This is a genomic window from Streptomyces sp. TAA486 (genome assembly GCF_000426165.1).
In genome coordinates this window covers 14,743-28,115 of the sequence record NZ_AUEV01000022.1, presented here as the reverse complement: position 1 = coordinate 28,115, position 13,373 = coordinate 14,743, and the positions used below count along the sequence as shown (strand labels likewise).

General features: G+C 68.4%; 12 protein-coding genes. 3 read left to right on the top strand and 9 right to left on the bottom strand.

What is annotated here, in order from left to right:
• Window positions 1-16: 16 nt before the first annotated feature.
• On the bottom strand, window positions 17-817 hold the full coding sequence (gene proC, locus I004_RS0126690) for a pyrroline-5-carboxylate reductase (RefSeq protein ID WP_486580398.1): 801 nt from the start codon (window positions 815-817) through the stop codon (window positions 17-19).
• Window positions 818-1,111: 294 nt separating this feature from the next.
• Here proC and I004_RS0126685 point away from each other — a divergent pair, with 294 nt between their 5' ends.
• Window positions 1,112-1,942: a helix-turn-helix domain-containing protein gene (locus tag I004_RS0126685; RefSeq protein WP_158677111.1), complete on the top strand. Its 831-nt coding sequence runs from the start codon at window positions 1,112-1,114 to the stop codon at window positions 1,940-1,942.
• 78 nt (window positions 1,943-2,020) lie between these two features.
• Here I004_RS0126685 and I004_RS0126680 read toward each other — a convergent pair whose 3' ends face one another.
• The 7 genes from I004_RS0126680 to I004_RS0126650 all read right to left on the bottom strand — a co-directional run bounded on the left by I004_RS0126680 (window position 2,021) and on the right by I004_RS0126650 (window position 9,812).
• Window positions 2,021-3,673 carry a threonine/serine exporter family protein gene (locus I004_RS0126680; protein ID WP_028438007.1) on the bottom strand — a complete coding sequence of 551 codons (1,653 nt, stop codon included), beginning with the start codon at window positions 3,671-3,673 and terminating at the stop codon, window positions 2,021-2,023.
• A gap of 193 nt (window positions 3,674-3,866) precedes the next feature.
• Window positions 3,867-4,646 carry an ABC transporter permease gene (locus tag I004_RS0126675; RefSeq protein WP_028438006.1) on the bottom strand — a complete coding sequence of 260 codons (780 nt, stop codon included), beginning with the start codon at window positions 4,644-4,646 and terminating at the stop codon, window positions 3,867-3,869.
• Window positions 4,643-5,671, bottom strand: a complete 1,029-nt coding sequence (locus I004_RS36220; protein WP_037977955.1) for a daunorubicin resistance protein DrrA family ABC transporter ATP-binding protein — start codon at window positions 5,669-5,671, stop codon at window positions 4,643-4,645. The genes I004_RS0126675 and I004_RS36220 overlap by 4 nt, the downstream gene beginning before the upstream one ends.
• 113 nt (window positions 5,672-5,784) lie before the next feature.
• Window positions 5,785-6,405, bottom strand: coding sequence for a PadR family transcriptional regulator (locus I004_RS0126665; protein ID WP_028438005.1), 621 nt, complete (start codon window positions 6,403-6,405; stop codon window positions 5,785-5,787).
• 169 nt (window positions 6,406-6,574) lie between these two features.
• Window positions 6,575-7,159, bottom strand: coding sequence for a DinB family protein (locus tag I004_RS0126660; protein WP_028438004.1), 585 nt, complete (start codon window positions 7,157-7,159; stop codon window positions 6,575-6,577).
• A 255-nt stretch (window positions 7,160-7,414) separates the two neighbouring features.
• A complete protein-coding gene (locus I004_RS0126655) occupies window positions 7,415-8,872 on the bottom strand; it encodes an aldehyde dehydrogenase family protein (protein ID WP_028438003.1) in 1,458 nt (485 codons plus the stop codon).
• Window positions 8,873-8,972: 100 nt separating this feature from the next.
• A complete protein-coding gene (locus tag I004_RS0126650; RefSeq protein ID WP_486580393.1) occupies window positions 8,973-9,812 on the bottom strand; it encodes a helix-turn-helix domain-containing protein in 840 nt (279 codons plus the stop codon).
• A 350-nt stretch (window positions 9,813-10,162) separates the two neighbouring features.
• Between I004_RS0126650 and I004_RS0126645 the strand changes: the two genes are divergently transcribed.
• The gene (locus I004_RS0126645) at window positions 10,163-10,678 is read left to right on the top strand and encodes an ATP-binding protein (protein ID WP_028438001.1); all 516 of its coding nucleotides are present in this window, start codon (window positions 10,163-10,165) and stop codon (window positions 10,676-10,678) included.
• Between the two features lie 164 nt (window positions 10,679-10,842).
• Here the strand turns inward: I004_RS0126645 and I004_RS0126640 are convergent, their stop codons facing one another.
• Entirely contained in the window at window positions 10,843-11,082 is a 240-nt protein-coding gene (locus tag I004_RS0126640) for a DUF397 domain-containing protein (RefSeq protein WP_028438000.1), read from the bottom strand.
• Between the two features lie 378 nt (window positions 11,083-11,460).
• On the opposite strand from I004_RS0126640, the gene I004_RS0126635 reads away from it, so the two are divergent.
• The gene (locus I004_RS0126635) at window positions 11,461-13,362 is read left to right on the top strand and encodes an ABC transporter ATP-binding protein (RefSeq protein ID WP_028437999.1); all 1,902 of its coding nucleotides are present in this window, start codon (window positions 11,461-11,463) and stop codon (window positions 13,360-13,362) included.
• Window positions 13,363-13,373 lie beyond the last annotated feature (11 nt).

Genomic DNA, 13,373 nt, shown 5'->3' with positions numbered 1-13,373 from the left:
CCGGGTCGGGGCATGGCTATCGACCGATGCCGCCCAGTTCACGTGACCGGTCTGCCGACCTGTTCAGCCCTTCCGCGAGGATCTCCTGAAGGCCCCTCTCCTGATAGAGGAAGATGCCTTGCTCCGTCGTACCGCCCGGTGTCATCACGTCCTTGCACAGCTCCTCCGGATCCCGTTCCGTGAACTCGATCAGCTTCGCCGATCCTCTGAGGACCTGACACGTCATGAGCCGGGCCTGATCGACCGGAAAGCCTTTCTCCAGAGCGAAGTCGATGAATGCGCCGGCTATGTGGGCGACAAAGGCGGGGCCGCCACCGCAGAGGGCAGTGGCATCGTCGATCATGGCTTCGTCGCGGACGGTGGCGACGCGTCCGATGGCGGAGAGGACCTGCTGGCCCAGGTCGAGTTCCTCCGGCGTGACGACGGGGCCGGGGCAGAGGACGGTCATTCCCTCGGAGACTTCGGACGGGGTGTTCGGTATGGCGCGCACGACGTGCTCCGTGTCCAGCAGGCCGATCATGGCCTGAATGCTCACACCGGCCATCACGGAGACCACGAGTGAATTCTCCGAGAACTTTCCCTTGTACGTGGCCGCGAAGGCCTCGAATTGCTGCGGCTGCACGGCCAGGATGACGATGTCGCCGGGCTGCGCCTCGTAATGGACGTACGGCTCGATGCCGAACTCTTCCCGCATGGCACGCCGGCGGTCGTGTGCTACTTCGACGACTGCGAGCGGAAGCCCGGAATCCGCATCTCGGAGGCCGGAAATCAAAGCGGAACCCATATGCCCAGCGCCGATGACGACAACACGATTCACAAGACTCTCCCCGAGAATTCAGCTTGTTTCGTGGGTGACGGAAGCACGGGACGCTCGTGCTCCTCGCCCGGGAGAAATACTCCATGCAACGTGGCGTACAGGACACGTCTCATGGCAGCGTGATCCTGTATTGCACAAACATGCCGAGGGTAAAACACCATGAATCAGACATGCGGTGAGGTGTGCGGGTCTCCCCTGCTTTGCGACGAGGGAGTCGCCGCATACGAAGAGGCCATAGCCACCGGACCGTTCGCATCTGAGGCCGTGCCCCCATGTCTGCGCAGACTGGGCCTGGTGAGCTCCTCCGGCTCGGAGGAACTGCGGCCGGTGCCTCCGGGCGTGGCAGCCGCCCACCACGTCGCGCCGCTGGAACGAGAGCTGTCGCGGAGACGCGACGACCTGGCCGGCGTCGCACAGTCCTTCGAGATGATCGAAAATGCCTACAAGCGTGGGCGGTCGAGACGTCTTCCGGACGTGGCGCTCTTACAGGGCGAGACGGATGTCGAAGCGAGTCTCCAGCGGTCCCTCGACGAGTGCCGGGCGGAATTCATCACCGCCCACCCCGGCGCGGGACGGTCACCCGAAATTCTGAGCCAAGTTCTGGAACGCGATCTTCCGGTGCTCCGGCGGGGCGTGCGCAAACGCGTGATCTACCAGCACACCATCCGCACCCACGGTCCGACCCTCGACTACATCGAATGCATCGTCAGTGAAGGCGGTGAGACGCGCACTCTCAGCGAACTCTTCGACAGGCTCATCGTCTTCGACCGCCAGGTCGCCTACGTGTCATGTCCTTCTCGCGCTGAGCACTCGCTCGTGGAGATACGCCAGCCGGCCCTCGTCCACTACCTGAGCCGCGCGTTCGAAGTCGCCTGGGGACGGGCCACGCCGCTGCCGACGCGCCCTCGGGGAGACCGTTCGGCAGCCGTCATCGGCGACTTGCAGCGAAGCATCATGCGGATGCTGGTCAGCGGCTTCACCGACGACAGAATCGCGCGTGAACTCGGCATGGGCCGCCGCACCGTGTCCGAACACGTGCGAAGGCTCTCCGAACGCTTCGGAAGCAGCAGCCGCGCCCAACTCGGCTACGCCATAGCCGTATCCGGAGAGTTGGCAGAGCGCTGAGGCTCCGTGACGAGCGCCGGCCCCCTCACACCGGTGGGGAGCAGTTGCGGGCGGCGACGAGGCGTTCGGGAGATCGGCCTAGAAGCCGCGGGTGCGCTTGGCCGCGCGGCGGCCGGGCAGCGGCGTCTCCACGCCGGGGCTCTTGATGAACAGCCGCGCCAGCTCGCCGCCCAGGTTGACGCCGATGGCGATGGCAAGCGCGAGTGCGACGGCCCTGGACATGCTCAGGATGCCCTCGTCCATGTGTCCCTGGGCGATGTTGAGCAGTCCGAAGTACGTGGCACTACCGGGCAGCAACGGTCCGATCGCCGCCGTGATGTACGGCAGCGACGACGCGAACTGGTAGCGGGACATCAACTGCCCGAAGAGGCCGACCAGTCCGGCCGCGGTGACCGTCGCCGCCACCGCGTCGACGTTCACCGGAGGGTTCGTCAGCGCCCCGTAGACCAGCCAGGCGACACCGCCGTTGAGGGTCGCCAGGACCACGGTGTGACGTTCCTGCTGGAGCAGTACGCAGAAGGCCAGAGCCAGCAGCATCGCCGCGAAGAGCTGTATCACCGGGCTGACGTCGCCGTGCGTGTTCTCCGGCGTGAGCTCGGCGCCCAGCTTCGAGCCGATGTAGAGCATCACCAGCACGCCGCCGACGATGCCGACGACGAGGTAGATGACCTCCAGCAGGCGGGCCGCCGCCGTGATGTAGAAGCCGGTCAGCCCGTCGTGCACGGCCGCGACCAGTGCCCGGCCGGGGATCAGCGCGAAGAGACCACCGGTGATGACGGCCGCGGCCTTGAGCTTCGTCTCCTCCTGCGAGTCGAAGAGCGCCACAGCGACGCCCATCGCCGCCGGGGGGACCGCGGCGACCGTGAACTGGTAGAACTCCGGCAGTCCGCGTGCCGCGCACAGCCACGCCAGCCTGTCGCCGAGCATCGCCCCGATCGCGGCCAGTACGAAGACCAGCCCGTCACCGCCGACGAGCAGCGACGCGGCGCCGGAGAGCAGGCCGCTGGCGAGGGTCAGCGCGTTCTTGGAGTACGGGTGGCGGTTACGGCGCATGGCGGCGAGGCGCCGGTAGGCCTCCTCCAGCGTGACGTCGCCCTTGGTGATGTCGTCGACGAGCCTGAAGACGCCGGCGAGACGCGTGTAGTCGGTGCCGCGGCGGCGTACCGTCCGGCCGACCGTGACCGGGTCGTCGACCAGCGAGGGCTGGTGCGTTATCGAGATCAGCGTGAAGGTGACGGTGGGCTCGCAGCGGTCGAGCCCGAAGGCGTGGGCCACGCCGAACATCGCGGCCTCGACGTCCTCGGCACCCTCGCCTCCCGCGAGCAGCAGTTCGCCGATGCGGAGCGTGAGGTCGAGCACACGGGGCACGGCGGGGCCCGTCTCCGTGTCCTCGGGACGGCCGGGCCTCTCCGGCGCGGGCCGCTCCGCGAGCGGCATCCGGATCATCGTGCGCATCCGGTCCTGCCACGGGCCGCCCGGCTTTATCAGGGAGACCTTCGGAACACCCTCGGGCGGTGTGAAGGCGCTGCCGAACTCCTGCGGCGGCGACGTCAACAGCCCCTCGGGAACGGCGAATTCGGAGCTGGGGTGGTCGTCCGGTAGGGGCGGCAGCGGCATGCCCTGGGGCGGTGTGAACGCGCTGTGCACCTCTTCGGCGAGTTGCTGCCGCGCCTCCTCCGAGGCATCCCCGTTCTCCGCCGACCGGCCGTTGCGCTTCGGCTCCCCGACCACTTTCTTCCCGCTCCCTAACACTCGCGTCCGCGGCCTTCGCCCACTTCCGCCCGCTGGTCCGAAGCATAGGGTCGCTCCCGGGCGGAGGTCCCGGTCAGGGTGCCCGTAAGGGTGGTTCCCGACACGCGTGCGACGGCACCCGCGGAACGTGGCGGAAACTGTGCGCTGCGGGGTTGGGCCGGATCCGGCAGGCTCAGCGCCCCAGTGCGCGGTAGCGGCGCACGGAGAGCGTGAAGAACACCACAGCCAGCACCACGGGCCAGACGACGGCCAGCAGCAGCGCGTGCTCCGTCGCCCACGAACCGCCGCCGCCCCACACGGGGTTGGCGAAAAGTTCACGTACGGCCTGTGCGGTGGCCGACATCGGGTTCCACTCGGCGACCGCGCCCATCCACCCCGGCATGGTGTCGGGGGAGGTGAACGCGTTCGAGAGAAACGCCACAGGCCAGACCAGGATCTGCACGGCCTGCACCAGTTCCGGCCTGCCGGCGACGAGACCGAGGTAGATGCCGACCCACAGCAGCGCGAAGCGCAGCAGGAGGAGCAGGGCCACCGCGGCGAGTGCCGCCGCTGCCGTGCCGTGCCAGCGCCACCCCATCGCGAGCCCGACGGCCAGCAGCACGAGCAGACTGAGCGCCGACTGCAGCATGTCCAGCACGCTCCGCCCGACGAGCACCGCCGAGGAATGCATCGGCAGCGAGCGGAACCTGTCGATCACTCCCTTCGTCAGGTCCTGCGTCAGCGCGACCATGGTCGACTCCAGCCCGAAGGCCATGGTGAGCGCGAGCATGCCGGGCACCAGGAACTCGCGGTAGTTCTCCACACCCATGCCGCCGCCGAGGAAGTAGGCGAACATCACCAGCATCAGCACGGGGAAGGCCAGGCCCACCACTGCCTGCACGGGCTGCCGCCGCCAGTGCGAGAGGCCGCGCCGGGTCATCGTCCAGGAATCGGTCATCACGTAGCTGCTCATGCGACTGCCTCCGCGGGCTGCTGCTCGGTCATCGTTCCGGTCTGCGGCCCGCCGGTCAGGTGCAGGAAGACCTCGTCGAGGGTCGGCCTGCGCAGGGCGACGTCCTCCGCTTCGATGCCGGCCTCACCCAGCGCCCTCACGGTCTCGGTCAGCGCGGCCATGCGGTCGGACACCGGGGCGCTCACCAGCCGCCGGTACGGGTCGCTCTCGACGGCGGCATCCGGGGACGTGCCGCCTCCCGTACGGGAGAGGGCCGCGGCCAGGGCGGAGGCGGCGGCGTCCAGGTCCGCTGCTTCGTGCACGACGACGTCGATGCGGTCACCGCCGAGGCGGGACTTGAGCTCCCCGGTGGTGCCCTCGGCCACCACTCGCCCGCCGTCGATCACGGCGACGGAGTCCGCGAGCTGGTCCGCCTCCTCCAGGTACTGGGTGGTGAGCAGTACGGTCGCTCCCCCGCCGGCCAGTGAGCGCACCGCGTCCCAGACCTCGGTGCGGCCGCGCGGGTCGAGGCCCGTCGTCGGCTCGTCGAGGAAAAGGACGTCCGGTGCACCGCCGTCAACGGTGCCGAGCAGCGCGACAGCCAGGTCGAGGCGGCGGCGCATACCTCCGCTGTACCGGCGCACGGCCTTGCGGCCGGTGTCCGCGAGCCCGAAGCGATCGAGGAGTTCGCCCGCGCGCGTCCTCGCCGTCCGGGCACCGAGGTGGTGGAGCCTCCCGAACATCTCGAGGTTCTCCCTGCCGCCCAGCTCCTCGTCGAGGGCCGCGTGCTGCCCCAACAGGCCGATGCGGCGGCGCACTTGGCCGGGCTGCCGCACCACGTCCCAGCCGGCGACCTCTGCGCGCCCGGCGCTCGGGCGGACAAGGGTGGCGAGGATCCGTACGAGCGTGGTCTTGCCGGCGCCGTTGGGTCCCAGGAGTCCCTGGACGGTGCCGCGCGGCACGGTCAGATCCAGGCCCGCGAGCGCGGGCTTGCCCCCGTAGTCCTTGTGCAGCCCCACGGCCACGATCGCGTCGTCGGTGTTCATGCCGCTCCTCCACCCCAATAGTTCTGATCAAATTTGACTACCCGCCCTTGGCAGGTTAGCCGGACCGAGGCCCATTAGTCAAAGTTGATGAGCTGTCTTACTGCCCCGCTGTCCTACTGCCCCGCGAACGGGTTCTCGGTGCCCGGCGGTAGCACGTCGACCTGACGCTCACCCTCGCCCGCCATGACGTACGCACCGTTCTCGAGGCGCTCCACCAGTCCGCGCGCCCACTCCGCGCCGCTGTCGGCGTTGTGCACCCAGAGCTTCATGATCTCGCCGATGTGGCCCCACTCCTCGGGGGTGCTCTCGTCCGGCGCCCAGTGGCTCGTCACCTCCTGCCGCCACTCCTCCAGGGACGCGATGCGCTTCTTGAGCAGCGAGACGGCCTCGTCGCGGGGCAGATCGACGATGAAGCCGACGCCCGAGGTGAGCATGTCCTGCTTCTCGTCGATGGCCGTGAGCGCGTGACGCAGCAGCCTCATGAACTCGGCGCTGCCGGCATCGGTCACCTCGTACTGCGTGCGGGGCGGGCCGCCGGCGGTGCTCGGAGCGGTCTCGTACTGACGCAGCAGACCTTGCTTGGCCAGTTGCTTGAGCGCGTGGTAGATCGAGCCCGGTTTGGCGTTGGACCACTCGTGCGCGCCCCAGAACTCCAGGTCGTTGCGGACCATGTAGCCGTGTGCCCGCCCGTGTTGGCGCACCGCGCCCAGCACCAGCAGCCGGATCGCCGACATCGTCTCCCTCTCGCAGTCCGGCGCGTCGCGCCCGCGTCGCCGCCAGCCTAGACGGGCGGTGCGCGGGCGACGAGACGGACTTCGGTGAGGGGAGGTTCCGGGCGGGGGCGTCGGGCGAGGCACCAGGCGGCCCGGGTTCCGCTCGGGCCCCCGGCCGCCCCGCCGTCCGCTACTTCAGGGGCTCGCTCCCGAAGGCCGCCCAGTCCGGCTCGGGCATGGCTCCGGTCTCGAAGACGAGGTCGAAGGCTCCCTTGCCGTCGATGCTCTCCCTGATGACGTCCGCGTGCCCCGCGTGCCGTGCCGTCTCCTCGATCAGGTGCAGGAGAGCCCAGCGCCAGGAGCGCTTGCCGCCCTCGTCCCAGGGGACCTTGGGCGCGTCGAAGGTCTCGTCGAGCGAACCGAGGGCACGCACGGCCGCGTCGGTCTCCTGTGCCACGCGCTCGTAGAGGTCGAGCAGCACCTGGACGGTCTCGCCGTCCCCCGGGCTGAAGCTGTCCTTCCATTCTCCGACCGAGGCGGAGAAGTCGAACTCCTCGCCGTCGGCCTGGAGTCTGCGCAGCCAGCCGCGCTCCCCCGTGGCCACGTGCTTGAGCACTCCGGAGAGCGAGAGGGCACTGGCCGAAGGGACGCTGCGGGCCTGCTCCTCCGTGAGCCCGTGCAGGGAGCGCCGGACGCCGCCGCGCTGGGCGTCCAGGTAGGCCAGGAGTGCGCCGCGCTCGTCGCCGGGCGCTTCCGACTTCACGACTACAGGCATGGTCGTCACCTTCCGCCAGGAGCCGCCCATTCAGGCGTCTCTCGATGACGACAACGCTATGAGGGCTTGCGGTCAGGGACTGTCCTCAAGCGGTACGGCTTGGCGGGCGGGTCCGCTGCCCGGCCGGCAACGATCACGGAGCAGGGCCGCGCCTGGGGCGAGGGCGTAACTCGGACGAGGCCCGGTTCCGCGCGAACAGCCCTGGGCGCGGACGATCCCGGGTCGCGGTCCCGGCCCGGAAGACGTCCCGATGCCTCAGAAGGGGAAACCGCTACGGTCGTGCTGGATGGAGATCCACTTGGTGGTGGTGAAGGCGTCCACCATCTGTTCGCCGTTGAGCCTGCCGAGGCCGGAGTTCTTCTCGCCGCCGAACGGGACGATCGGCTCGTCGGCCACTGTGGTGTCGTTGATGTGGACCATGCCGGTCTCGATCCGGTGAGCCACGCGCAGGCCGCGGTCGATGTTGCCCGTGTGCACGGCACCGCCCAGGCCGTACGGGGTGTCGTTCGCGACCCGCACCGCCTCGTCCTCACCGTCGACCGGGATGACCAGGGCCACGGGGCCGAGGATCTCCTCACGCAGTGCGGGTGAGCCGTCGGGCAGGTCGGTGAGGATCGTCGGAGAGACGAGGTTGCCCCGCTTGGTTCCGTGTACGAGAGCGGTCGCGCCCTCCGCGATCGTGCGCTCCACAAGGGAGTTGACCTTGTCGGCCTGAACGGCGTTGATGAGCGGGCCGATCTGCGTGTCCGGGTCGCGCGGGTCGCCCACCTTCAGCGTCTCGACCTTGGCGGTGAACTTCTCGTTGAACGCCTTGCAGACGTCCTGGTCGACGATGATGCGGTTGGCCGACATGCACACCTGGCCCTGGTGCACGAAACGGCTGAACACCGCGGCGTCCACCGCGTAGTCGAGGTCGGCGTCGTCCAGGACGATGAGCGCGCTGTTGCCGCCCATCTCGAGAATCGTGCGCTTGAAGTGCGAGGCGGCGACCGTCGCGACCTGCCGGCCGACCGGCTCGGAGCCGGTGAAGGAGATGACCTTCGGCACCGGGTGCGAGATGAACGTGTCGCCGATCTCGGCTGTGTCGCTGATGACAACGTTGAGCACGCCGGGCGGCAGACCCGCGTCCTCGAGGATCTTGGCCACCAGCGAACCGCCGCACACGGGCGAGTTCTGGTGCGGCTTGAGGACGACGGCGTTGCCGAGGGCGAGCGCCGGCGTAATCGTCTTCAACGAGAGCAGCAGCGGGAAGTGGTAGGGCGTGAGGACGCCGACGACCCCGACGGGGACGCGGTGCACGCGGTTTTCCTTGCCGTCGATGGGGGACGGCACGATCCGGCCCTCGGCGCGCAGCGCCAAGTGGACGGTCTCACGCAGGAATTCCCTGGTCTGGTGGAGTTCGATGCTGGCCTTCAGCCGCGTACCGCCGACCTCGGCGATGAGGGCCTCGCTGATGGCCTCTTCGTTGTCCTCGATGATCCGGATGGCCCGCTCGAAGACCTGCCGACGGGTGTACGGGTTCGTCTTCGCCCAGTCGCGCTGGTGCCGTTCGGCCGCACGGTAGGCGTGGTCGACCTCTTCGGCCGTCGCGACCGTGATGGAGGCCAGCTTCTCGTCGTTGTACGGGTCGAAGTCGATGACGTCCCAGGAGCCGCTTCCTTCGCACCACTGGCCGTCTATGTACTGAAGCGCCAGGTCCGTGAAGTAGGACATGTCATTCCTTCGTGGGGCAGGAACAAGTTGAGCATTGCCGGCTGCGGTCGACAGCCGTAGCACAACTCCCGTACTGATAGCTGGTCATCGTACTTGCAATTCAGCCGAGTTGGCGTATTGCTTGCAGATGATCGCGCGTACGCGACGGGGACAGACTGTCCTTCACCAATCGACTCAACACCTGGTCATAGTGAGCAACTTCGTCTTTCTTGTCCAGGTAAAGAGCACTGGTCAGCTGCTCCAGATACACCACGTCGTTCAAATCGGACTCGGGGAAGCGCAGGAGCGTGAAGGCACCGCTCTCCGCAGGGTGACCGCCGAGTTCGAACGGGACGATCTGAACAGTGATGTTGGGTGACTCCGACACCTCCGCGAGGTGGCGCAGCTGGGCGTCCATGATCTCGTGCGAGCCGAACGGGCGGCGCAGCGCGGCCTCGTCGAGGATGCAGAGGAGCTTCGGGGCGTTCTCACCGAGCAGCAGCTTCTGCCTCTCGACGCGGAGGGCGACGCGGCGCTCGACCTCGTCGTAGGGGATGTGGCTCTGGTGCCCGGCGGTGACGACGGCGCGCGCGTACTCCTCCGTCTGCAACAAGCCGTGCACGAACTGCACTTCGTAGGTGTTGATGTGAGAGGCGGACCCCTCGAGGCCGACGTACGTCTGGAACCAGCCGGGCAGCACGTCGCTGTAGCTGTGCCACCACCCGGCTATGCTCGAGTCCCTGGCGAGCCCGAGCAGCGGCTCGCGTTCGGAGTCGTCGACCACTCCGTAGAGCGTCAGCAGATCGGCCACATCGCGGGCCTTGAAGCTCACACGGCCCAACTCCATCCTGCTGATCTTGGATTCGGACGCGCGGATCGAGTAACCGGCTGCCTCACGGGTGACACCGCAGGCCTCACGGAGGCGGCGGAGCTGAGATCCGAGCAGGATGCGACGGACCATCGACCCACTTGAGCCACTCGCCCCGATTGCGCCGCCGCTCACACCCATTGCCGGTTGTGTCTCCATTTTCGAGAAACCCTTCACCCTGCTCTGAAGGAAGTGTGCCATCAATACGCTTCGTTGCGTGCCCGGGTGATTACACACGATCGAAAGTCTTGCGTGCACGTGCATCTGCCCTTGCATCTGCCGTGGGCATTGGGAACCATAGGCATCGGACAAGTGCACTGCATGCCAGCGCAGTTGTGGAACAAGGGGTACGGGGACCGAGGAACAGCGAGACCAATCGGGACAGCAAATCGACCGGATCCACACAGGATCATCACTGCCGCGAACGCCAGGAGTGGCTCGTCATGGGGACCGAAGGATCGACTGTGCTGGAGCCCATGTGGCGTGGTCTCCCGCACCTCGACCACTCGACCGTCTCCGGGTCCGCCACCTGTGCACTGCCGGCCCGCTTCGAAGCGGTCAAGAGTGCACGGGACTTCACCAGCGAGACGCTGCAACGCTGGCGGCTGGAGGCCGAGTTCGACACCGTCGCACTCGTCGTCTCGGAGCTGGTGACCAACGCACTGCGTCACGGACTGCCGGCTTCACTGGCCCCGGCACCGGAGCTGACCTCTCCGGTGAGACTCGATCTGATGCGGTGGGCGTCACGACTCGTGTGCGCCGTACGCGATCCGAGTGGCGCACCGCCCGAGACCACCAACAACTGCACCGAGTATGCGGACTTCACGGCCGAGTCGGGCCGGGGCCTCTGCCTGGTGGAGTCCTTCAGCGACGGCTGGGGCTGGCACCCGATGACGGGGATGATGCGCGGCAAGGTCGTCTGGGCGCTCTTCCGGCTCACGTCGGTGCGGCCCGTCTAGGCCGTACCCATGGCGGACGGGGCGCCGCGGCCCGGGTCACAAAGCCCTTCGGGCCGGACGCCGACTCAAGACCCCTTCGTGATCGGTGATTTGGCGTGGCAACGGCTCAACCCCCGCCGCGGGGAAGGCGTCTTCACAATCGGCCCCCTGCCTCGGCTGAGGGGTCACTCCTGCACCAGGTGGTCGAACTCGCCGTCCTTGACGCCGAGGAGCAACGCCTCGACCTCCGCGGGTGTGCAGACCAGCGCCGGGCCGTCCGGGAAGCGTGAGTTCCGTACGGCGATGTCGCCGCCGGGAAGCCTTGCGAACTCCACGCAGGTGCCCTGCGAGTTGCTGTGCCGGCTCTTCTGCCACTCGACCCCGTGCAGGTCCCTGGCGGCCATGCCGTTGTACGGGTGAGGCACTTGGATCTCCCGGGCTGGTGCGGTGGGGGGGTGTCGCACAGTGCGCGGTGGGGACACCGTTGTCCTTCAACTGCCCTGGATCATAGCCTCGTTCATGTGCCTATGCATGTGCCGATGCACGTGCACGACACCCTGTCGCGACCCCATCACAGCCGGTCAAAGCCCCTTGCGGACGGCTGATCACCCATCACCCCGTGTCCCCGGGTTCCGCTTCTCCCCGTCTCCGGAGCGGTACGGAAGCACCCGTACCGCGCTCCCCCGGGTGACGTCCCCCGACGCACGGAGCGCCCGCACACCGAAGCATTGACTTCAAGGTAACTTCAACTTCTACGGTCGTCCCGTACCGCCGACCCGTCGCCCCCGCCGGCAGGAGAGACCATGAGTATGGAGACGACCGCGTGGCACGCGCTCTACTCCACCCGCTTCGCACAGCAGGACAAGCGCCCCTTCTCACGGGCCACGCTCATCCGCATCCTCCGCTTCGCCCGCGGCCACCGCCGGGCGCTCCTGGCCTTCCTCGGTTTCAGCAGCGCGCTTGCCCTGCTCACCGTGGCCACTCCCCTCCTCGCGGGCAGGGTCGTCAACGCGATCACGGGCGGCGCCGCTGTCCGTACCGTCGTGGTGCTCTCGTCCGTGATCGCGTTCATCGCCGTCGCGGAGGCGGCGACCGGCCTCCTCACGCGGTGGCTGTCCGCCCGTATCGGGGAGGGCCTCATCCTCGATCTGCGCACGGCGGTCTACGACCATGTGCAGCGACTGCCGGTCGCCTTCTTCACCCGCACGCGTACGGGCGCGCTCGTCAGCCGCCTCAACAACGACGTGATCGGGGCTCAGCGCGCGTTCAGCAACACCCTCTCCCAGGTGGTCAGCAACCTCGTCACGCTGCTGGCGACCCTGGTGGTGATGCTCCAACTGTCATGGCAGATCACGCTGTTGACGCTCGCGCTGCTCCCGCTCTTCGTGCTGCCCGCGAGACGCATGGGCACGCGGTTCGCCCGCCTGGAACGTGAACGCGCAGATCACAACGCCGCGATGGGCAACCAGATGACGGAGCGCTTCTCGGCACCGGGCGCCACCCTCGTGAAGCTCTTCGGCAGACCGGAGGAGGAGTCCGCGGAGTTCGCGCGGCGGGCCGGACGTGTGCGGGACATCGGCGTACGTACCGCGATGGTCCAGCACCTCTTCATCAGTTCACTCACCCTCGTCTCCGCTCTCGCGCTCGCCCTCGTCTACGGGCTCGGCGGCTACTACGCGCTGCGCGGCACCCTCGACCCGGGCACCGTGGTCTCCCTGGCGCTGCTGCTCACCAGGCTGTACGCGCCGTTGACCTCGCTCGCCGGTGCGCGGGTCGAGGTGATGAGCGCGCTGGTCAGCTTCCAGCGGGTCTTCGAAGTGCTCGACCTGAAACCGCTGATCGACGAGAAGCCGGACGCCGTCGCCGTGCCCGAGGGGCCCGTCTCCGTCGAGTTCGACGACGTGCACTTCGCCTATCCTTCGGCGGAGAAGGTCTCGCTCGCCTCCCTCGAGGACGTCGCCACGCTCGACACCCGCGGCGGGGAGGAGATCCTGCACGGCGTGTCCTTCCGCGCCGAGCCCGGAGCGATGGTGGCGCTGGTCGGCTCCTCGGGCGCGGGCAAGTCGACCATCGCCTCGCTGGCTCCACGGCTCTACGACGCGGACAGCGGCACCGTGCGCATCGGTGGCACGGACGTGCGCGACGTGACCGCGGCCTCGCTGCGCCGCACCCTCGGCATGGTCACCCAGGACGGGCACCTCTTCCACGAGACCATCCGCGCCAACCTGCTGCTGCCACGCCCCGAGGCCACCGACGACGAACTGTGGGACGCCCTGCGTCGCGCACGCCTCGACGGGCTGATCGCCGCGCTGCCGGAGGGACTTGACACGGTCGTCGGCGAACGCGGCTACCGGCTCTCGGGCGGTGAGCGGCAACGGCTGACCATCGCACGGCTGCTGCTGGCGCAGCCACGCGTGGTGATCCTGGACGAGGCGACGGCCCACCTCGACTCGACCTCCGAGGCCGCCGTCCAGGAGGCACTGGCCGAGGCGCTCGCGGGACGCACGTCCGTGGTGATCGCGCACCGCCTGTCGACCGTACGGGCCGCGGATCTCATCCTCGTCCTGGAAAGCGGACGCATCGTCGAGCGCGGCACGCACGAGGAGTTGCTCGCCCTCGGCGGACGATACGAGCAGCTGTACCGGACGCAGTTCAGCGAGCGGCCCCCGCTGCCGGCGGAGGCGGCTGTGCCGGACCTGCGCTGAGTCCCGGGCGA

Excerpts from the sequence above, each read along its gene's own strand:
- I004_RS0126675 (WP_028438006.1), bottom strand. The coding sequence starts at position 4,646 with ATGAGCAGCTACGTGATGACCGATTCCTGGACGATGACCCGGCGCGGC.
- I004_RS36220 (WP_037977955.1), bottom strand. The coding sequence starts at position 5,671 with ATGAACACCGACGACGCGATCGTGGCCGTGGGGCTGCACAAGGACTAC.
- I004_RS0126665 (WP_028438005.1), bottom strand. The coding sequence starts at position 6,405 with ATGTCGGCGATCCGGCTGCTGGTGCTGGGCGCGGTGCGCCAACACGGG.
- I004_RS0126660 (WP_028438004.1), bottom strand. The coding sequence starts at position 7,159 with ATGCCTGTAGTCGTGAAGTCGGAAGCGCCCGGCGACGAGCGCGGCGCA.
- I004_RS0126655 (WP_028438003.1), bottom strand. The coding sequence starts at position 8,872 with ATGTCCTACTTCACGGACCTGGCGCTTCAGTACATAGACGGCCAGTGG.
- I004_RS0126650 (WP_486580393.1), bottom strand. The coding sequence starts at position 9,812 with ATGGTCCGTCGCATCCTGCTCGGATCTCAGCTCCGCCGCCTCCGTGAG.
- I004_RS0126645 (WP_028438001.1), top strand. The coding sequence starts at position 10,163 with ATGGGGACCGAAGGATCGACTGTGCTGGAGCCCATGTGGCGTGGTCTC.
- I004_RS0126635 (WP_028437999.1), top strand. The coding sequence starts at position 11,461 with ATGAGTATGGAGACGACCGCGTGGCACGCGCTCTACTCCACCCGCTTC.